This is a genomic window from Streptomyces canus 299MFChir4.1, from assembly GCF_000383615.1.
Taxonomy (GTDB): domain Bacteria; phylum Actinomycetota; class Actinomycetes; order Streptomycetales; family Streptomycetaceae; genus Streptomyces; species Streptomyces canus_C.
In genome coordinates this window covers 777,962-797,369 of sequence record NZ_KB911583.1, presented here as the reverse complement: position 1 = coordinate 797,369, position 19,408 = coordinate 777,962, and the positions used below count along the sequence as shown (strand labels likewise).

The following is a 19,408-nucleotide window of genomic DNA, read 5'->3' as shown; positions in this document are numbered from 1 at the left end:
GCCCGGAGCGCTACAACACCCGCTCGCAGCTCTTCTCCAAGGGACTGCCGATGCCCGTGGTGGTCGGCAACCGCGCCCGGCCGCATCTCCCCGGACCGAAATCCGACACTCCCGCCACCGACACCTCCGCCGGTCGAAGTCCGTCCCCCTGCCACCACCAAAGGCTGGCCTCCCCTCGCCGGAGGCCGGCAGCGCCACTTACCGAAGGACGACCGCCCTCAGGCCGCAAACGGCCACATCCACCAGCGGAAAGCCGACTCCTCGCCCACCGAAAGCCGACCCGCCCCCGGTCGACGGCCAACGCCCGCGCCACTCCAAGACCCCGCCGCCTGGCCGCACCCCGACTCATCCACCAGCCCCAGACCGACACCCACGACCCCCAACGCCGACTTACCCCCTGCCCCACCGGCCGAAGGCGACGGCGCGCCGAGCCCGATGTGCCGCCGTGTCGACGGCCGAGCCCCGGGTACTCGGGCCTCGCCGTCCCGGCCCCTCCGGTGTGGGCCGGTCAGGAAGGGGGCACTGATGACGCAGCACGCCGACGACGACGTCGCCCGCCACGGGGGCGCCGCCGGACTGCGACTGGCGACGGGGAGCGCCGCCGACGCGCTCGCCGCGAGCCTGCCCGTCGACCGCAACCAGGCGATCCTGGAGGCGGCCAAGCAGGTCGGCGCGATTCTGAAACGGGAAGGGCACCCGTTCGCACTCGCGGGCAGTGTCGCCGTGTACGCACACGGCGGCGCCCAGAATCTTCAGCACGACGTCGACTTCGCGATCCTCCCCGAGGACGCGCCGTTTGTGGCAGAGACCCTCCGCGAGGCGGGTCTGGAGGTGCGGACCCCTCCGGAGGACTGGCTGCTGAAGGCCGACTGCCTGGGCCAGCAGGTCGACCTGATCTTCGAACTGGCCCATCAGCCCGTCACCAGGGAACTGCTGGGGCGGGCCCACGAACTCTCGGTGGACTCGGTGTTCATGCCCGTGCTGTCCCCGACCGACCTGCTGCACAGCCTGCTGTCCGCGTTCTCCGAGCACCACTGCGACTTCGGGGCCGTCCTGCCGATCGCCCGCGCGCTGCGGGAGAAGGTCGACTGGGACGCCGTACGCCGGGGCTGCGGGGACGCGCCGATGCCGGACGCGTTCTTCTACTTCCTGGAACGGCTGGAGGTCATCGAGCCGCGGAGCGAGGAGGAACGGTCATGAGCAGGTCCGCGCCCGAACGGTCCGAGGAGAACGTCGAGTACCGCGTCGCCCACCTGCGCGACCGGCTCGCCGCGGAGGAACTCGGCGAGCTGGGAGTGCGCGCCGAGGTGCGGGCCGGGGCCGTCGTGGTCACCGGCACCGTGCCGTCCGCGCAGTGCCGGGAGACCGTACTGCGGACCGTCCACGAGGAGCTGGCCGGGCTGTCCGTGCACACCGACGTGGTGGTCGCCGAGACCGCCACGCCCGACCATGCGGAGGAGCTGCCGTGATCCGCGTCGCCGCCGTGGGGGACATCCACATGGGCCCGGAGAGCCAAGGGGTGCTGCGTCCCGCCTTCGAGACCCTGCCGGACTGCGCCGACCTGCTTCTGCTGGCCGGGGACCTCACCCGGCACGGCACGCCGGAGGAAGCCCGGGTGGTGGCCCAGGAGGTACGGGACCTTCCGGTGCCGGTCGTGGCGGTGCTCGGCAACCACGACCACCACGACGAGCAGCCCGAGAAGGTCGCGGCCCTCCTGGAAGACGCCGGTGTGCGGGTCCTCGAGGGCGAGGGGACGATCGTCGAGTGCGGCGGCACCCGCGTGGGTGTCGCCGGCACCAAGGGCTTCGGCGGCGGGTTCGTGGGCCGCAGCGCCGGGGAGTTCGGCGAACCGCTGATGAAGGAGTTCGTACGGTACTCACGGCGCTGCGCGGACGGACTGCGCACCGCGCTGGAGGAACTGGAGCGGCAGGGCTGCGGGACGCGGGTGGCGCTCACCCACTTCTCCCCCGTCGCCGACACACTGGCGGGTGAGCCGCCGGAGATCTATCCGTTCCTCGGCAGTTATCTGCTGGCCGAGGCGATCGACACCGCGGGGGCCGACCTGAGCGTGCACGGACACGCCCACGCGGGCACGGAGCACGGGATGACGGCCGGCGGCGTGCGGGTGCGCAACGTGGCCCAGCCCGTGATCCGGCGGGCGTTCAACGTGTATCACCTGCACGCCGGCTGACGGTTCCTCCGAACACCGACCGGGGGCGCGCACCGGCAGCGGGCCCCCTCAGCCGCGGACGGACGCCCGGTCGTGGTCCTCCCACGCCGCGTCCCGCAGCTCCGGGCGCAACAGGACCTCCACCGCGGTACAGGCCAGCGCCTCCGCCGCCGCGAGCATCACCCGTCGGCCGCGCTCGGATCCGGCCGCGACGGCGAACTCGGGAGTGTGGTCCGAACCGTCCTCCTCCATGATCGCCACGAAGGGGTGGATGGCGGGCACCCGTCCGCTGACGTTGCCGGCGTCGGAGGAGCCCAGGTAGACGCCCGGCGCGGGCGGTGTCATCTCGATGCCCGTTCCTGCCAAGTGCCGGGCGAACCGGGCCGACAGCACCGTGCTGTCCCTGAAGTGCTCGTAGCGCGGCGTGGCCCGTTCCACCGTGACCGTCGTGCCCGTCGCCCGTGCCACGCCCTGGGCGCAGGTCAGCAGCTCCCCCGCCAGGTCCTCCAGGGCGGCCGTGGTCAGCGCGCGCAGCCCGAAGAGACCCTCCGCGTACTCGGGGACGATGTTGGTGGCCTTGCCGCCGTCCGTGACGATGCCCTGCACATGCGAGCCCTCGGGCAGCCTGCGCCCGACCACGGCCAGGGTGTTGAACAGCTGGATGAGCGCGGCGAGCGCGTCGATGCCCTCGGTGGGATTCCCGGTCGGGTGGGCGGCGCGCCCGCGGAACCCGACCCGGTACTGGGCCTGCGCGGTCAGCGGCGCCCACTGCCAGCTGTGCACACCGGGGTGGAACATCAGCGCCGCGTCGACGTCGTCGAACACCCCGGCGTCGGTCTCGGTGACCTTGCCGCCACCGACCTCCTCCGCGGGCGTGCCGATCGCCCACACGGTGCCCGCGTCCCGGTCGAGCACCGCTCGGGCGGCCAGCGCCGCGCCCAAGCCCGCCCCGGCGATCAGATTGTGGCCGCAGGCGTGGCCGAGGCCGGGCAGCGCGTCGTACTCCAGCATCAGGGCCACCGCGGGGCGGGACCTGGTGCCGGAGCGCGCCGTGAACGCGGTGGGCAGGCCGGCGACATCCCGCCGCACCGTGAACCCCGCCCATTCGAGTTCCCCGCACAGCAGGGCGGCCGCCCGGTGCTCCTCGAAGGCGTACTCCGGGTCGCAATGCAGCATCCGCGCCATGTCCCACAGCCGATCCGCCCGTGCGGCCACCTCTCCGCGCACTCGCGCGAGCACCTCGTCCACGGCGTCGGTCACAAAGGCCTCCCCAGAGGTCGTACGGCTGTGTCCTGGTGCGGGTTCCTTCCAACGGCCCCTCTTACACCCGGACACCGTTACCGGCTCCGGGCACGGGTACTCAGGAGCGAGCAGCAGGAGTTGTCAGGGAGGCCGCTCATGAAGGCGGACCGGATCGCGGATCCCTGGGGCGCCCGGACGCCGTACCGGCGCCACGAGGACTGGCCGCCCAGGGTGGACACGTATCTCGCGGAGGGGGTGGAGCCCGGCGCGGTGCGGAGGTGGGTGGGTGCGGCGTCGCTGCTGCACTCAGGCGGTGACGCCATGGACATCGCCGTCGTCGACGGCCGGATGGCGGGCGTACGGGGACGCGAGCCCGGAGGCACGCCATGAAGGACGGCATCGCCCACACCCTGCGCGCCCTGCACCACGGGGAGCGGCAGCTGGCGCGGAGCCTGGTGGCCGTGTCCGAGCGGCACACCGAGGAACACGAGGTCCACCACGTCGCCCGAGACCTCGCCGCCTGGTCGCGCGAGCATGCGGGGCGGCTCGCCGAGCACGCCGCTGCCGAAGGGCTGCGCCTCGACGACGACACGCTCGAACCCACCTCCGGCGAGGGACCTGAAGGTCTGCTTCTCCTCCACGACCTGCGTGCCCTGCACCTGGCCGCCACGGAGAACGCGTTGCACTGGGAGATGCTCGCGCAGGCCGCCCGGGCGACCCGGGACGAACGGCTGCTGGAACCGGCGTCGGCGTGCCACCCGCAGACCCCGCGCCAGATGCGCTGGACCAACACCTTGATCAAACAGTTGTCCCCACAGGCCCTGACAAGCCTGTGACCAGGCGTAGAGAGTGCGGCACAGGGCACCCGGGGGACGGAGGTGAGAGAACATGGGACACGGAGGAAACGTCATCGACGAGCTGGTGACCGATCACCACGAGGTCGAGGAACTGTTCGGGAAGATCGAGGCGCTGGCGCCCGGTGAGAAGAAGCGGAAGGTGTACGCCGACCAGGCCACCATGGAGCTGATCCGGCACTCGGTCGCGGAGGAGGAGTACCTCTACCCGGCGGTACGGGAGCACCTGGTCAACGGGAACACCATGGCCGACCGGGAGATCGAGGACCACTCCAAGGCCGAACAGCTCATGAAGGACCTGGAGCGCTGCGAGGCGGACGACCCCGAGTTCGACCGGCTCATCGGCGAGCTGATGAGCGAGGTCCGCTCGCACATCGCCGAGGAGGAGGAGACCCTCTTCCCGCAGCTGCGTGTCGCGTGCTCGGAGAAGGAGCTGAACGACCTGGGCGAGAAGGTGCGCCGCGCCAAGAAGATGGCGCCGACCCGCCCGCACCCGTCGGCTCCGGACACTCCTCCGGCGAACAAGCTCCTCGCTCCGGGAACCGGCCTGGTCGACCGGCTCCGGGACGCGCTCTCGGGCCGCGGCAAGGAGGACTGAGGTTTCGGGGACGCGGGCGCCCGTTCTCAGGCGGCCAGCGCCTCGTCCGACCCCAGCCGGTCCAGCAGCTCGCCCCGGTGCAGCCCGGCCACTGTTGCGACCAGGTCGGGGTGGCGGAGCAGGGCGGCGGCATTCCGGTCCGTAGCGTCCGGGGCGAGCAGACGGCGGAACGCGGCCGGTGAGCCCGTCGTGTGCTCGCCCTGCGCGAGGCCGGCCACCGCCCGTTCGGCCAGTTCGGGATGGGAGAGCAGACAGGCCGCCCAGCTGGCCACGACCTCGTCCACCCAGGTACGCCAGGCACGGTCCTCGGCGTCCCGGTCGGTGGCGTCCGCGCCGGTGGCCCAGTCGAGGCGGTCGGAGCCGCCCGGACCCGCCATCCCGACGAGCGCGGCGTCCATCGCCGTCGGATAGCGCAGCCAGGCGGCGACCGTCACGGCCTGCCGGGCCTGCACCTCGCACAACGCGGCGGCCAGGGCGCCGCCGGCCGGTGGATAGGCGCGGGTCAGCCAGTGAGCGGTCGCCGCGATGACCGGGGAGAGATCTGCTTGCACTGCCGGGCCGCCCGAGGTGCTGGGGAGAGGGGACTGCGCGAACCGTAGCCCGCGGTCCCGCCGGGACGACATGGCTCCGGCCTCCCCCGGCACGTGGCTTCGGCCACACCTGCCCCTTCGCGCGTCTAGGCCTCCAGCCAGAACCGGGTGCGCCTCAGCCACAGCTCAAGCAGTTCCGAGTCCCCCCGCGTCTCGACACCGGGCGCCGGACGGGCGTAGAGGAACAGGAGCAGGTCAGTGACCGGACCGCACACGCTCACGGCGGCCACGCCGGTCCCGCGCCGCCACACCGGTCGGTCTCCGCCGAGGTCGAGCAGCCACTCCCCCGCGGCTCCCGCGTCGAAGCCCAGGATCCGCCCGTTCCCGAGCAGTTCGGGCACGCCCGGGAGCGGCTCGTAGGCCTCGGGAACGGTGGAGAACTCCAGCCACTCCTCCACGGCGTCCACCGCGAGAGACTCCTCGACCACGAACTCCGCCCCGGTCACGAGTGCCGCGTCGGCCCGGTGCAGCAGGGTCTCGTACGTCATGCGCCGCGCCCAGAACATCGCGGACTGCTGGACCAGGTGCTCGTCGGCGGGAGTCCACACCGGCACGTCGGGCCCGGCCGCGCGCAGGGTGCCGGCCAGCCTCGTGGCGCCCTCGGCGAGCCAGCCGCCGATTGCGGAGTCGTCGAGGCCGGCGTAGGCGGCCGGGTCGTTGACCGGGTCGTCGTCGATCGGCTCGGTGGCCCGGGTCCGTACGATCTCCTCCGCCCAGCGGTGATCGCCACCCACGTGCCGCAGCAGCCGGCCGAGGTCCCAGCCGGGGCAGGTGGGCACCTGAGCGGCCGGGTCGGCGCCCTTGACGTGCCGGGTGAGCAGATCGGTCTGGGCGACGATCGCGTCGCAGTACTCGTCGAAGGTCAACAACGCTTCCCCCATCGCTGCACGATTCGTTATTCGTGCCACCTAACCTGACTCCTTCGAGTACCACCACTGAATGGAGGGAGTCTCGGCCATGCTGGTCAGGGCGGGGAACACATGGCTTCGGATAGCCCATGCGGCGTTGCTGGCGGGTGTGCTGACGGGCTGTTCGGAGGCCGGCGAGGGGGACGACTCCACAGCGTCCGGGCGCCCGTCGGCGACCGCGGAGACTTCCGGCCGGGACCGCTCGACCGCGAGCAGCGGCGGCACCATCGGCGCCGCCGGCTCGGCGTGCGAGCTGCCCGTCACCTTCGACCTCGCCAAGAGCTGGAAGGCCGAGGCGGTGAAGGCGCCGCTGAGCCAGGGGCCCGTCACCCTGGCCTGCGAGATCGACGCCAAACCCGCGGGCAGCATCGGCTTCCTGCGGGTATGGACCGGAAGGTCCGGTGACGCCGACGCCCGGACCGTGCTGGAGGCCTTCGTCGCGGCCGAGGACGGAGTGAGCAAGGAGAAGTACAGCGCGTTCACGTCCGGTGGCCTCTCGGGTACGAAGGTCGAGTACCTCTACGCCAGCGAGCTCCTGGACGAGACGAAGGAGGAGAGCGCCTTCGCCGTCACCACCGCCAATGGGCCGGTGGTGGTGCATCTCGGCGGACTCGACACCGACGAACACGAGGAGATGCTCCCGGCGTACGAGCTGGCGCGGCGCACCCTGCGCGTCGGCTGAGCCGGGGACGGGGCGTCAGGCTTCCGTTCCCGTGTAGAACGCGATCGTCGCGGCCGTCGTCCTCGCCGCCGTCTCCCGGTCCGCGCCGGAGGCGGCGTACGCCTCACCCCATCCCTCGCCCGAGCCGGTGATGAACGCGCTGCCCTCGGGCGTGGTGTGCCAGGTCGCGGCCTCCTCCTTGTCGAGGCCGCCGCCCGCGAGGTGCAGGGCGAGTCCGTAGAGCCCCAGGTCCCAGCCGACTCCGACGGCGCCGGGCCCGAACTGGTCCCAGAAGCCGTCCGGTACGACGGCCACGTGCTCCAGTTCGAGGACCGTGCGCTCCCCGTCCTCGGCGGTCAGGCGCACCTCGACCTCGCTGAAGCCCGGGTCGGGGCCGTACAGCCAGCTCACCCGCAACCGCTCGGGTTCCACGCACTCGAGGATCTCGCCGCCGGCGTTGCCCTCCAGCTGGTAGCGGCCGCCCACCTTGAGCTCGCCGCTGACCGGCATGAACCAGCGGGCGATCCGCTCGGGAGAGGTCACGGCGTCCCACACGTCGGCGACTTCGGCGTCGTACGTACGGCGCAGCAGGACCGTGCGGGCCTCGCCGGCCTCGACCTGCCGGGTGCCGACCCGCCGGTGCATACGGTTGATCGCGTCGGCGATCTCACTCATGCTCGCTCACCTCTCCTTGCATCCTGCGCTCGCGCTTTCCTCGCGCGAGCTCCGTTCCGAGTGCGTCGAGCCGCTGGTCCCAGAAACCCCGGAAGCGCTCCAGCCAGGCATCCACCTCCCGGAGCGGGGCGGCCTCGACGGCGTACAGCCGCCGGTTGCCGTCGGCGCGCACCGAGGCGAAGCCGCTCTCCCGCAGCACTTTCAGATGCTGCGAGACGGCAGGCTGGGAGATCCCGAACTCGTCCCGGATCACGGCACTGACCTCGCCCGACGCCTGCTCGCCCGAGGCGAGCAGTTCCAATATCCGGCGTCGGACCGGATCTCCGAGTACGTCGAACGCGTGCACGTCACCCACTATGCCATCCACCACTTATATAAGCCAAGCCTTAAACAGAGGCGGGCCGCGGACTGCTCCGCGGCCCGGCCTCAGCGCGTGGTGGCGACGGTCACGCCGGCACCACCTCGGATCGCAGCGCCGGATGGCGCTCAGTGATCTCTTCCAACACGGCGAAGGCACCGGTGAGGGTCAGGGCGTGCGGCACCAGTGCGGCGACGGTGGCCTCCAGGACCTCCGGCAGGTACCGGACCTGCTCGGCGGTCAGCCGCTCGTGCGCGAGCAGTTCACCGCTGTGCGCGGCCACGTAACGCAGGGCGAACAGCCGGTGGAGGTGCTCCAGCAGGAGAGCCACCTGCGGGTCGGTCGCCTGCGCCGCCGCGGCAAGGAGTTGCTGCGCGGCCAGCCGGTGGACGTGGGCGTCGACCAGGGACAGCGCCGCGCCGGAGGCGCCGTTCCAGCGGTCGAGGGGCGAGGCGGCCCGTTTCGTGCGCAGCCGGCCACGGGCCCGCCCGTGACGTATTCGCTCCAGGTCGCCCATCAGGTCGTGCAGGTGAGCCGGATCGTGCAGGCTCCGGGTGGCCGGGGGCACGTCGCTGGGGGGCGTCGGGCTGAAGCCGCCCAGCAGCATCTCCCCGGCCGCCTTGACCCAGATGACGGTGTTGTCGCCCTCCGCGGTGATCGTGCCCTCGTTGGCCGCGAGCTGGCCCGCGATCCCGTTGGAGAGCAACAGGCCCTGTGCGCCGCAGCGTTCCCGGCACTCGGTCATCACGGCTCTGGCCTGCCAGGTGATCCAGCCCTTGGCCACCGCCACCAGCCGCTCGGCCTCCTCGCGCTCGCCCTCCGCCGCCTGCGCCCATCGCCGTACGACCTCACGCTGCAGCAAGGTGGCGGCGTAGGTTGTGGCGAGCGCCTCCACCAGCGGGGCGTGGTGGGTGCGATGCGCGAACAGAGGCACCCGCTGCCCGCTGGTCATCCCCGAGGTGACCCGCTGGTGGGCGTGGCGGACGGCGACGGTCAGGGCGTGCCGTGTCACCCCGAGGCTGTAGGCGCTCATGCACAGTTTGCCCATGGTCACGCGGCCGATGGAGCGCAGGAACCGTTTGCGCGGGCTGCCCAGGCAGGAGACGAGCTCGCCCTCGTCCGTAAGCCGACCGTGTTCGCCCTGGAGCATGGCCGTCCGTGGCAACCGCACCCCGTGGAAGGAGGTGGCGCAGTGGTCGACCGGGCTGCTGGCCGTCTGGGGCAGCAACTCGACCTCCACGCCCGGCAGATGACGGCCGTTCCCGTCGGTCAGCGCGGTCAGGAAGAGGAAGACGCCCTGGTCCTTGCCGTCGATCACCAGACGGGCCGCGACCAGGGCGTCCTTCGGGCCGCCGGCCACGGAGGTGTTGGGCATCCACTTGCGGGCTCCCCGCGTCGGGGTGGTGAGCACGAAACCCCCCGTGGCCCGGTCCAGGGTCGCGGTGGTCTCCAACTGGGGGGCGTCGTTGCCGTGCGCCTGCTCGGTGCACAGGAAGGTGCCGATGCGCTCCATCCGCAGATAGGGGCCCAAGTCCCGCCCCTCGTGGTCGTGTTCGAGCAGACTGCCGAGGAACAGGTTGTAGTGGATGCTGGCGAGCGTCGTCATGCCGGCGTCCGCCACCCCGGCCCATTCGTGCAGGGCGCTCAGGGCGATCGGGTCGCGCGCGAGGGCCTGGGGATCGGGCACCGCCGCGTTCACCGTGCGTAGGCGTTGATAGGACAGTTCCGTGCGCTCCTGGTGCGTCAGCCCCTCGTGGTAGGCGAACACGTCGGAGCTGAACAGGCGTCGCCAGGGCTCATGGATCTCCGCCTGCGCGCCGAAGAGGAGGTGCCGGATCGCGGCCGTCTCGGTCAGCGGGGGTGCCGTTACGGGGAGTTGAGAGGTGATCACAGCGGCAACGTAGTCCGAGACACCCTCTGATCACATCATGATCATCACCACGATTGAACACCCGCGCGTGGTGGTAGTTACCCCTTGAACGGCCTCTGTAATACCACAAGTCACGATCTGCACAAGGGTGATTCCCCTCCCACGCGGCACTTTACGCCTGCGCGTCGGAGCGACATCGGTCACGGCCTCGGCGTGTCGCGCCCACGGGGCAGACCGCCTTGCCCCGCCGACTCTTCCAAACACCCTACACAACCGCCCACTTGAGGGAGATGACGGGGACGAGGGGGCATGGGGACCGACGTGACGTGGGGACGACGGGTGGCGAAACGCGCCTCGGCACCTGGACGTGGCAACCGGATCACCACCCGCTGACGCGGCTCCAGAAGGCCTGGACGGCCGGCGCGCCGGCCGTCGTCCGCGTGCCGTCGACGACGTGGTAACCGTGGTGCTGGGCCGCCGTGGCGCAGGCGTGGTTGGGCAGGATGCGCAAGCGGGTGCCGAGGGGCAGCTCGGGCAGGCGGGTGCCGTCGCGGGCGGTGAGGGTGCCGTGTTCCTGGCTGGCGGCGGTCATGACCAGGCCCGGGATCGGATTGCCGGCGAGGTCGGCGACCAGGCCGTATCCCTGGTCCTGCGCCTGGGCCGCGGTGCCGCGGTCGCGGGACATGGCCATCCAGCCACCGTCGGTGAGGATCCAGCCGTACTCGGGGCGGTGTCCGATGACGGTGACGACGACCGACAGGGCGAGGTCCTCGACGCGGCAGACTCCGAGGCCGGCCATTACCAGGTCGAAGAACACGTAGTTGCCCGCGCGCAGTTCGGTGACGCCGGTGAGGTCCTCGGCGGCGTGGGCGGTGGGGGTCGAACCGATGCTGACGGTGGACACGGTCAGGCCCGCCGCGCGCAGTCGCTCGGCCGCGGCGACGGCACTGTCGCGTTCGTTCTCCGCGGCCAGGCGCTGCTCGTCGGCTGTGCGGGCGAAGTAGGACTCGCCGGCGTGGGTCAACACCCCGTCCAGGCAGCCCGCTTCGTGCAGGATGCGGCCGATCTCCGGGAGGCCGGGAGCGTCGGGCGTGAGACCGCCGCGGTGACCGTCGCAGTCGATCTCGATCTGGGTGGGGACGCGAAGTCCGGCCCGGCGGGAGGCCTCGGCCACGAACTCCGCCTGCTCCGCGCTGTCCAGCAGGACGCGCAGGGTGACACCGCGACGCAACAGGGCGACGACACGCGGGAGTTTGTGGGGGTCGATGCCCACGGCGTAGGTGATGTCGGTGTAACCGCCGTCGGCGAACGCCTCCGCCTCGGCCAGGGTGGACACCGTGACCGGGCAAGCCGGGTCGCCTGCGTGCAGGAGGGCGGCGACATCGAGGCTCTTGGCCGTCTTCACATGCGGCCGCAGGGTGACACCGAGCCGCTCGGCCCTGGCCGCCAGCCGCTCGACGTTGCGTCCGACCTTGTGGACGTCGACGACGGCGAACGGCGTGTCGGGATCGGCCAGGGTCCGCACGGCGGCGCCCGCAGCGGTCTGAACAGGGCTCGCAGGACCGGGACTCACGCGGCTCACAGGGAGATGTCCATCTTCTCTAGTAGGGCCAGGCCCAGATACAGGTCCTGCACTCCGATCCCGGAGCTGTCGAAGACCGTGATGTCACTGTCGGCGGTACGGCCTTCCGTCCGACCGGTGAGGACGTCTCCGAGCGGGGTGAGGACCGTGTCCGCGGGGGCGTGCTGACTCTCCCCCATACGGCGGGCCTGCTCGGGCAGGTCGCAGAACACGCGGGCGCGGGCGAACAGTTCGGGCGGGAGTTCACGCTTGCCGGGTGCGTCGGCGCCCATGCAGGACAGATGCGTACCGGGGCGGACCCACGCGGCTTCGAACAACGGCGGGGTGTCGGCCCGTGCGGTGGTGGCGGTGACGATCATGTCGGCCCGTGCGCAGGCTTCCTCGGCGCTAACGGCGCGGGCGTCATGGCCTTGTGCGGCCAGTGCCGCCGCGGTCCGCTCAGCGCGTTCGGCCGTACGTCCCACGACCAGGACCGCGCCGACGGCCCGGATCCGGCTCACGGCCCGCACCTCGTAGGCCGCCTGGTGCCCGGTACCGAAGACCGCGAGAGTGGTGGCGTCCCGACGGGCCAGCAGGTCGACGGCCAGGGCGTCGGCGGCGGCGGTCCGGTAGGCGTTCGCGGTGCCGACCTCCAGAACGGCCCCAAGCCTGCCGGTCGTCTGGTCGAGCAGCAGCAGGGTGGAGTGGTGGCGGGGCAGCCCGTGCTCGGTGTTTCCCGGCCAGTACGTGCCGATCTTCACGCCGGCCTGCCTGTCGGACGCGGACGGCTTGAGGGTGAACCTGTTGCGCGGGTCGGATCCGTGCACGGCGAGCGAGGGAAAGACCGGGCCGTTCACCGTCGCGGCGAAGGCGGCGCGGGCCGCTTCCAGGGCCAGGTCCTCGTCGACGAGCGCGGCGGTCCGCTCCTCGGGGATGTGCAGCAGGGGGCGGGCGGCCGGTGGCGGGCCGGGGTGCGGTCCGGCGGAGGTCATGAGCGGTCCTTCATTTGCTGTAGTTGTAGACGGTCGCCCGGGACACGCCCAGCAGATCCGCGATCGTCTGCGCGGCGTCCCGTGAGTCGAAGTACCCGTCCCGGTGCAGCCGCCGTACGAGCGCCTTCTTGTCCTGTCTGCTCAGCGACCGGGGTGTGGCGGCGCGCTCCGCGGCCAACTCCTCCACCGTCCTGCGCAGTTCGCGCGTGGTGCGGTCCCGCAGGGTCTCCAGGGGCTGTTCGCGGTGCTCGGTGTCCGTGGCCACGAGGTTCGACAGGGCGAGCGTCACGGGTGACAGCACCGACACGTCGAGATTGAGACACAGGGCCGCGATGTACTCACCGGCCTCGTTCTTGATCCCGATGGACGTGCTCTTGGCCGGGCGGCCGTCGGGGAACCGATTCGGATAGTTCTGGAGAACGCTCGGGTACTCCGGATCGGCGATGCGGGCCAGTCCCAGCTCGGTCGCGGAGTCCCCGACCCGGCGGCCGGAGAGGTTGTTCTCGATGGCCCGGATCGCGTGCCGCGGATCCCGCAGGTCGTGCAGGACCACCTCGCACAGGCCCGGAAACATACGGCCGAGCGCGACAGCGATCTTCTCGGCCTCACCGATGAGGTGCTCGTCCGCACCGTCCACGACCTCTTTGACCACCGGCACTCCGCCCGCAAGCTGAATAGACTCAATATCTAGATCTGGAAATTAACCCTAAGAGTCTGCCCGACGGTTGTCCAGCGCGGTGAGCGAGGTGTACATATGAGCCGCCCGGGTGCGGGCCGGTGTCCTTGTGGCGCATTCTTGCTGTGTCGCCCGCGGGACGGTGCACGGACTAGGTAGGCCGATGACTGGGAGCGTCGAGGACCCACACCCGACGGCCGGGCGGCTGACGGCACTGCTGATCGACGCCTCGACGGAGGCGGTCAGTGCGGCCGGCGGCCACGCCGGAGGGGTCTATCTGCGCTCCCGCACGCCCGGACTGCTGCGGCTCGCCGTTCTGTCGGGACTGCCCGGACCGCTGTTCCGCCCGTGGTGGCGGCTGCACGTCGACCGTCCTTTCCCCGTCGCGGACGCCTACCGGCTCGGGGTCCAGGTGGTCCTGCCGAACGCCACCGAGACCATGCGGCGCTACCCGCAGTTCGCCGCCGGGCTGCCGTTCCAGTTCGGCTCGCTCTACGTGCCCGTCATCGGCGGTTCCACGACCTTCGGTGTGCTGACCGTGCTGCGCCCGGCCGTCACCGACGCCGCCGAGGTGCTGGCCGGCCGGGACCGTATGGTGCGCCTCGCCCAGGAGCTGGGCGAGGCGCTGCGGGACCTTGAGGACGGGAAGCCGGACCAGGTCGCCTGGGGGGGCGAGCCGGTCTGTCTGCGGCCGCCGACCGCCTCCGCGTCCGTGGGACGCGCCGGGCGCTTCGCCTGGGACCCCGCGTCGGCCGGCATCACCCTGGACGAGGACCTGCACACCCTCCTGGGTCTGCCGCCCAGCGAGTTCGCCGGCACCGTCGAAGCGTTCGCCGAGGCCGTCGCCCCCAGCGACACGCACCGCATCCTGGCCACCCTGCGGGACACCGCCGCCGGCCGCCCTCCCGCGCTGCCCCTCTACCTGCGGGACAAGGAGGGCGCGCTGCGCCTGCTGGACCTGTGGAACGCCTACGAACCGCCCGCCGCACCCGCGGTCCGGGGCGTCGTCGTGGCCCCGGGCCCCGCCCCCACGGCGGACTCGGCGGCCGACCTGCTGCCCGACGGCGTGTTCTGCGTCGACCGTCTTGGCCTGGTCGTCTACGCGAATCCGCGCGCCGCCGAGCTCCTGGGCCGCCCCCGCGCCGAGCTCGTCGGCCGCGACCTGTGGGAGGCCGTGCCCTGGCTGGCCCGCCCCGACTTCGAGGACCACCTGCGGGCGGCCCTCCTCACACCCGACCCGGTCCACTTCCATCTCGTACGACCACCCACCCGGGAGCCCGAGCCGCGGCCGGCTGCTCAGGACAACGGGGCAATGTGGCCCGCTCAGGGCATGGGATCCCCGTGGTCCGACCGCGAGGGCGCGCCGCCGAGGTCCGACCAGGGCGACGTGCCGGCACGGTCCGATCGCGAGGGCGCGCCACCACGGGGCGGTCGGGAAGACGCGCCACCACGATCCGACCAGAACGACGTACCGCCATGGTCCGACCAAGACGACTCGCCACCATGGTCCGACCAGAACGACGCGCCACCATGGTCCGGCCAAGACGACTCGCCACCGCGGTCCGGTCGGGAGGACATGCCATCGGGATCCGGCCACGACGACGCGCCTCAGCGCTCCGACCAGGACCACGTGCCACCACGATCCGCCAAAGATTCCGGGCCACAGGGCTCCGCTCGCCACGCCGAGTCACCACGGTCCGCCCACAACGCCCCACCACCGCCCTCCAACACCCGGCCACCGCGGACCGCGCCGGAGGCCGGGACACCGCCGGCCGCCCACCACACAGAGCCACCACCCGCACAAGACACCGAGCCACCACCCACCGCCCGGGACGCCGAGCCACCTCCGCCCGCTACTGATGCCCAGCCACCCCCACCCGCACAGGACAACGAGCCCGCCCCGCAGCCGTACGAAGGCGACTGGCTCGCCCTGTCCGTGTATCCCGGTCCCGACCGGCTGACCTGCACGGTCCGGCCCGCGAGCCGGGTGGCGGGCAGCCCCGCGGCGCAGGAGACGGCCGAGGGCGCGAGCCCGCTGGCGCCGCTGTACCGGCCGATCGCGCTGGCCATCGCCCTGACCGAGGCCGCCACCGCCCGGCAGGTGTCCGCCGTCGTGATGCGGGAGCTGCTGCCCGCGTTCGGCGGCCGCCGGCTCGCGATCTACCTGCTTCAGGAGCGACATCTGTACCTGGAGTGGGAGGCCGGCTTCCCCAAGGGCTTCCTCGCGCCCTTCGACGGCGTGGACATGAGCACGCACCTGCCCGGCGTGGAGACCCTCACCACCGGCCGTCCGCTCTTCTTCGACTCGATGGAAGAGCTGACGGCCGCCTACCCGGGCATCGCCCTGGACGCCACCGAGGGCGCCCGGGCCTTCCTGCCACTGATCGCCTCGGGCCGGCCGGTCGGCTCCTGCATCCTCGGCTTCGACCGGCCGCGCAGCTTCAGCACCGAGGAGCGCACGGTGCTCACCGCGCTGGCCGGACTCATCGCCCACGCCATGGAGAAGGCGCAGCGCTACGAGTCGGAGACCGTGCTCGCCCGCGGCCTCCAGCAGGCGCTCCTGCCGCGCCGTCTGTCGGCGCACCCGCAGCTGGAGACGGCCGGGCGCTATCTCCCGGGCACCGCGGGGATGGAGGTCGGCGGGGACTGGTACGACGTCGTCGAGTCCGGCGACGGGCTGGCCCTGGTCATCGGGGACGTCCAGGGCCACGGCGTGCAGGCGGCTGCCACCATGGGCCAGCTGCGCAGCGCGGTCAGGGCGTTCGCGCTCGGCGACCGGCCGCCGGACGAGGTCATGAGCAGCACCAACCATCTGCTCATCGACCTCGATCCCGGCCTGTTCGCCAGTTGCTGCTACATCCGGCTCGACCCCGCCACCGGAGTGGCCAGGGCTGCCCGCGCCGGGCACCCGCCGCCTCTGCTGCGCAGTGCGGACGGCCGCACCCGGGTCCTGGACCTGCCCGGCGGGGTGGTCCTCGGAGTGGCCCCGCGGACCCGCTATCCGGTCACCGAGCTGCGGATGGAACCCGGCGCGATCCTGGCGCTCTACACGGACGGGCTGGTGGAGCGGCCCGGCAGCGACATCGACGAGGGGATCACCGCACTGCGGGTGGCCCTCGCGAAGGCCGGCGCGCCGGTCGCCCGGCCGGGCAGCCGGTTCCTCGCGGGCGTGGCGGACCGGCTCACCGCGACCGCCCGGCACGCCCTGGACCGCCCCGACGACATCGCGCTGCTGCTCGCCACCCGGCGCGCGGCACCGTCCGGCACACCGTGACCAGGGTCTGGCGGGTTTGTTCATGTTCTGTCACACCGCGTGACGCCCCTCGCCTCCCGGGGCGCGGCAGTGTAGACATGAGCACATGGTCCGACTCCTGGGCCGCTTCGGGGGCGGATCGGCCCGTCGCCCCGGCGGTCCCCGCCCACCGCAGACACCCGACCGCGCTCACGACCGGCACGAGGGTCCGCTGAGGGGCAGTTCGCCCACGCGGGCGGAGCGCGACGGGGCCCGGACGCGACGGCGGCCGGGAGCCCTGCGGGCGGTGGTCGGCGGTCGCAGCGTGGCCGGGCAGGTGTTCGTCCTCCAGGTCGTGATCGTCCTGCTGCTGGTCGTGGCCGCGGTGGTGGCCCTGGTGCTCCAGGTGCGGCACGACAGCACCATCGAGGCCCGCAACCGTTCGGTGGCCGTCGCCCAGGCCTTCGCCAACGCCCCCGGCACCGTGGAGGCCCTCAACAGTCCCGATCCCTCGGCGGTGCTCCAACCGCGCGCAGAGGCGGCCCGCAAGGCGACCGACGTGGACTTCATCGTCGTCATGGACACCAACGGCATCCGGTACACGCACCCCAAGCCGGACCGCATCGGCAAGAAGTTCGTCGGGAACATCGCCCCCGCGCTGGCCGGACGGGTGGTGACCGAGGACATCACGGGCACCATCGGACCGCTCGTGCAGGCCGTCGTCCCGATCAAGGACGACGGCAAGGTCGTGGGCCTGGTGTCGGCCGGCATCACCACCGCCAAGGTGGGCGGCACCGCCGACCAGCAGGTGCCGTTGCTCCTGATGGCCGCCGCGGTGGGACTCGCCCTGGCCACGGGGGGCACGGCGCTGGTCAGCCGACGGCTGCTGCGCCAGACGCACGGTCTGGGCCCGCACGAGATGACCCGCATGTACGAGCACCACGACGCGGTGCTGCACGCGGTACGCGAGGGCGTCCTGATCGTCGACGGCGAGGGCCGGCTGCTGCTCGCCAACGACGAGGCCCACCGGCTGCTCGACCTGCCCGCCGACGCCGAGGGCCGGCACGTCCTCGACCTCGGGCTCCCCGCCGACACCGCCGAGCTGCTGGCCTCCGGACGGGTCGCCACCGACGAGGTGCACCGGGTGAAGGACCGCCTCCTGGCGGTCAACCAGCGGCCCACCGACATCCAGGGCGGCCCGCCGGGCAGCGTCGCCACCCTGCGCGACTCGACCGAGCTGCGGGCCCTGTCCGGGCGCGCCGAGGTGGCCCGCGAGCGCCTCGACATGCTGTACGACGCCACGGTGGGCATCGGCACCAGTCTGGACGTGACCCGCACCGCCGAGGAGCTGGCCGAGCTCACCGTGCCGCGGTTCGCGGACTTCACCACCGTCGACCTCTTCGACGCGGTGCTCAGCGGAGGCGAGCCGGAGGCGGCGACCACCCTGCGCCGCGTCGCGCTCAGCGGCATCCGTGAGGACGCCCCGCTGTACAAGGTCGGCGAGCGCATCCCCCTGGTCGAATCCGCTCCCCAGGCCCGCGGCATCAGCAGCGGCCGGGCCGTCCTCGAGTCGCGCCTCGCCGAGGCCACCGGGTGGCGCGCGCAGGACTGGGAGCGCTCCGCCCACGTCATCGAGTACGGCATCCACTCTCTGATCGCGGTCCCCCTGCGGGCCGGCAATGTCGTCCTGGGCACGGTCAGCTTCTGGCGCTCGGACAAGCCCCAGCCCTTCGACACCGAAGAGGTGGCACTCGCCGAGGAGCTCGTCACCCGGGCCGCGGTCTCCATCGACAACGCCCGCCGCTACACCCGCGAGCACACCATGGCGGTGACGCTCCAGCGCAGTCTGCTGCCGCGTCGGCTGCCCGAGCAGAACGCCCTGGACATCGCCTACAAGTACCTGCCCGCGCAGGCCGGGGTGGGCGGCGACTGGTTCGACGTCCTGCCGCTGTCCGGTGCGCGGGTCGCGCTCGTGGTCGGCGACGTCGTGGGCCACGGGCTGCACGCGGCGGCCACGATGGGCAGGCTGCGCACGGCGGTGCACAACTTCTCCGCGCTCGACCTGCCGCCCGACGAACTGCTCGGCCTGCTCGACGAGCTGGTCGCCCGGATCGACCAGGACGAGGCGGAGGAGAGCGGCAACTCCCCCGTCACGGGGGCGACCTGCCTGTACGCCGTCTACGACCCGGTGTCCCGGCTGTGCACCGTCGCCCGCGCCGGCCATCCGCCGCCCGCCCTCATCCACCCCAACGGGAGCGTCGAGTACGCCGACGTGCCCGCAGGGCCCCCGCTCGGCCTCGGCGGCCTGCCGTTCGAGACGGCCGACCTGGAACTCGCCGAGGGCAGCCGCCTGGTGCTCTACACGGACGGCCTGGTGGAGGACCGGGAGCGTGACATCGACGTGGGTCTTGAGCTGCTGCGCACCGCCCTGGAGCAGGCGGGACCCTCGCCCGAGGACACCTGCCGGGCCGTACTGGACGCGCGGCCGCCGTCCCGGGCCAGCGACGACATCGCCCTGATCGTGGCCCGCACCCGGGCGCTCGCGGCCGACCGGATCGCCGAGTGGCAGGTCCCCGCCGACCCGGCCGCCGTCTCGAACGTACGGGCGTCGGTGTCCCGGCAGCTCGCCCGCTGGGGACTGGACGAGCTCGCGTTCACCACGGAGCTGATCCTGAGCGAGCTCGTGACCAACGCGATCCGGTACGGCGGCGACTCCATCCACGTCCGGATGCTGTTCGACCGCACCCTGATCTGCGAGGTGTTCGACACCAGCAGCACCTCACCGCATCTGCGGTACGCGGCCATGACCGACGAGGGCGGCCGCGGACTGTTCCTCGTCGCCCAGCTCAGCGACCGCTGGGGTACCCGGTACACCCCGGCGGGCAAGGTCATCTGGGCCGAACAGGCGCTGCCGTGACGCGAATCGGGGGCTTTCACCACTCATAAGGTGATCTTATGAGCCCATAGATTGGACCCGCGTACCGACTAAGGCTTGCCTTAGCTTAGGCTTCCCCCGAGTTG

The 19,408-nt window shown here is 72.2% G+C and carries 17 protein-coding genes and 1 pseudogene; 9 read left to right on the top strand and 9 right to left on the bottom strand.

From position 1 onward, the window contains the following. Positions 1-525: 525 nt before the first annotated feature. Genes H293_RS0107755 through H293_RS0107745 form a run of 3 tightly spaced genes read left to right on the top strand, consistent with a single transcriptional unit; the run spans position 526 to position 2,191 of the window. Positions 526-1,200: a nucleotidyltransferase family protein gene (locus H293_RS0107755; RefSeq protein ID WP_020117314.1), complete on the top strand. Its 675-nt coding sequence runs from the start codon at positions 526-528 to the stop codon at positions 1,198-1,200. Continuing rightward, positions 1,197-1,469, top strand: coding sequence for a BON domain-containing protein (locus H293_RS0107750; RefSeq protein WP_020117313.1), 273 nt, complete (start codon positions 1,197-1,199; stop codon positions 1,467-1,469). The genes H293_RS0107755 and H293_RS0107750 overlap by 4 nt, the downstream gene beginning before the upstream one ends. Then, entirely contained in the window at positions 1,466-2,191 is a 726-nt protein-coding gene (locus H293_RS0107745) for a metallophosphoesterase family protein (protein ID WP_020117312.1), read from the top strand. Before H293_RS0107750 ends, H293_RS0107745 begins: the two co-directional genes overlap by 4 nt. Before the next feature lie 48 nt (positions 2,192-2,239). Here H293_RS0107745 and H293_RS0107740 read toward each other — a convergent pair whose 3' ends face one another. Beyond that, a complete protein-coding gene (locus H293_RS0107740) occupies positions 2,240-3,430 on the bottom strand; it encodes an amidohydrolase (protein WP_020117311.1) in 1,191 nt (396 codons plus the stop codon). A gap of 138 nt (positions 3,431-3,568) precedes the next feature. Between H293_RS0107740 and H293_RS0107735 the strand changes: the two are divergent. The 3 genes and pseudogenes from H293_RS0107735 to H293_RS0107725 all read left to right on the top strand — a co-directional run. Then, positions 3,569-3,784: pseudogene (locus tag H293_RS0107735) on the top strand (hypothetical protein); the annotation flags it as partial. Between the two features lie 14 nt (positions 3,785-3,798). Next, positions 3,799-4,248 carry a hypothetical protein gene (locus H293_RS0107730; protein ID WP_020117309.1) on the top strand — a complete coding sequence of 150 codons (450 nt, stop codon included), beginning with the start codon at positions 3,799-3,801 and terminating at the stop codon, positions 4,246-4,248. A 52-nt stretch (positions 4,249-4,300) separates the two neighbouring features. Then, positions 4,301-4,864 (top strand): hemerythrin domain-containing protein, encoded by a 564-nt coding sequence (locus H293_RS0107725; protein ID WP_020117308.1) that lies wholly within the window; start codon positions 4,301-4,303, stop codon positions 4,862-4,864. A gap of 26 nt (positions 4,865-4,890) precedes the next feature. Here H293_RS0107725 and H293_RS0107720 read toward each other — a convergent pair whose 3' ends face one another. After that, the gene (locus tag H293_RS0107720) at positions 4,891-5,415 is read right to left on the bottom strand and encodes a hypothetical protein (RefSeq protein WP_028807645.1); all 525 of its coding nucleotides are present in this window, start codon (positions 5,413-5,415) and stop codon (positions 4,891-4,893) included. A gap of 125 nt (positions 5,416-5,540) precedes the next feature. After that, entirely contained in the window at positions 5,541-6,335 is a 795-nt protein-coding gene (locus tag H293_RS0107715) for a maleylpyruvate isomerase family mycothiol-dependent enzyme (protein WP_020117306.1), read from the bottom strand. 76 nt (positions 6,336-6,411) lie between these two features. On the opposite strand from H293_RS0107715, the gene H293_RS0107710 reads away from it, so the two are divergent. Next, on the top strand, positions 6,412-7,044 hold the full coding sequence (locus tag H293_RS0107710) for a lipoprotein (RefSeq protein ID WP_028807644.1): 633 nt from the start codon (positions 6,412-6,414) through the stop codon (positions 7,042-7,044). 15 nt (positions 7,045-7,059) lie between these two features. On the opposite strand, the gene H293_RS0107705 is transcribed toward H293_RS0107710, so the two are convergent. The 6 genes from H293_RS0107705 to H293_RS0107680 form a co-directional block, all read right to left on the bottom strand. Beyond that, a complete protein-coding gene (locus H293_RS0107705) occupies positions 7,060-7,698 on the bottom strand; it encodes an SRPBCC family protein (RefSeq protein WP_020117304.1) in 639 nt (212 codons plus the stop codon). After that, complete coding sequence (locus H293_RS0107700) at positions 7,691-8,053, bottom strand: ArsR/SmtB family transcription factor (RefSeq protein ID WP_020117303.1); 363 nt, start codon at positions 8,051-8,053, stop codon at positions 7,691-7,693. Before H293_RS0107700 ends, H293_RS0107705 begins: the two co-directional genes overlap by 8 nt. A 91-nt stretch (positions 8,054-8,144) precedes the next feature. Next, positions 8,145-9,947: an acyl-CoA dehydrogenase family protein gene (locus H293_RS0107695; RefSeq protein ID WP_020117302.1), complete on the bottom strand. Its 1,803-nt coding sequence runs from the start codon at positions 9,945-9,947 to the stop codon at positions 8,145-8,147. A 358-nt stretch (positions 9,948-10,305) separates the two neighbouring features. Further along, on the bottom strand, positions 10,306-11,451 hold the full coding sequence (locus H293_RS0107690; RefSeq protein WP_020117301.1) for a DSD1 family PLP-dependent enzyme: 1,146 nt from the start codon (positions 11,449-11,451) through the stop codon (positions 10,306-10,308). Between the two features lie 53 nt (positions 11,452-11,504). Next, positions 11,505-12,479 carry an ornithine cyclodeaminase family protein gene (locus H293_RS0107685; protein ID WP_020117300.1) on the bottom strand — a complete coding sequence of 325 codons (975 nt, stop codon included), beginning with the start codon at positions 12,477-12,479 and terminating at the stop codon, positions 11,505-11,507. A gap of 10 nt (positions 12,480-12,489) precedes the next feature. Continuing rightward, positions 12,490-13,131 (bottom strand): helix-turn-helix transcriptional regulator, encoded by a 642-nt coding sequence (locus H293_RS0107680; protein ID WP_020117299.1) that lies wholly within the window; start codon positions 13,129-13,131, stop codon positions 12,490-12,492. Positions 13,132-13,318: 187 nt separating this feature from the next. On the opposite strand from H293_RS0107680, the gene H293_RS59960 reads away from it, so the two are divergent. Next, a complete protein-coding gene (locus tag H293_RS59960) occupies positions 13,319-16,429 on the top strand; it encodes a SpoIIE family protein phosphatase (protein WP_020117298.1) in 3,111 nt (1,036 codons plus the stop codon). 85 nt (positions 16,430-16,514) lie between these two features. After that, positions 16,515-19,304, top strand: coding sequence for a SpoIIE family protein phosphatase (locus H293_RS0107670; RefSeq protein ID WP_259294439.1), 2,790 nt, complete (start codon positions 16,515-16,517; stop codon positions 19,302-19,304). Positions 19,305-19,408: the final 104 nt, after the last annotated feature.

Excerpts from the sequence above, each read along its gene's own strand:
- H293_RS0107725 (WP_020117308.1), top strand. The coding sequence starts at position 4,301 with ATGGGACACGGAGGAAACGTCATCGACGAGCTGGTGACCGATCACCAC.
- H293_RS0107715 (WP_020117306.1), bottom strand. The coding sequence starts at position 6,335 with ATGGGGGAAGCGTTGTTGACCTTCGACGAGTACTGCGACGCGATCGTC.
- H293_RS0107750 (WP_020117313.1), top strand. The coding sequence starts at position 1,197 with ATGAGCAGGTCCGCGCCCGAACGGTCCGAGGAGAACGTCGAGTACCGC.
- H293_RS0107685 (WP_020117300.1), bottom strand. The coding sequence starts at position 12,479 with ATGACCTCCGCCGGACCGCACCCCGGCCCGCCACCGGCCGCCCGCCCC.
- H293_RS0107755 (WP_020117314.1), top strand. The coding sequence starts at position 526 with ATGACGCAGCACGCCGACGACGACGTCGCCCGCCACGGGGGCGCCGCC.
- H293_RS0107670 (WP_259294439.1), top strand. The coding sequence starts at position 16,515 with ATGGTCCGACTCCTGGGCCGCTTCGGGGGCGGATCGGCCCGTCGCCCC.
- H293_RS59960 (WP_020117298.1), top strand. The coding sequence starts at position 13,319 with ATGACTGGGAGCGTCGAGGACCCACACCCGACGGCCGGGCGGCTGACG.
- H293_RS0107710 (WP_028807644.1), top strand. The coding sequence starts at position 6,412 with ATGCTGGTCAGGGCGGGGAACACATGGCTTCGGATAGCCCATGCGGCG.
- H293_RS0107730 (WP_020117309.1), top strand. The coding sequence starts at position 3,799 with ATGAAGGACGGCATCGCCCACACCCTGCGCGCCCTGCACCACGGGGAG.
- H293_RS0107705 (WP_020117304.1), bottom strand. The coding sequence starts at position 7,698 with ATGAGTGAGATCGCCGACGCGATCAACCGTATGCACCGGCGGGTCGGC.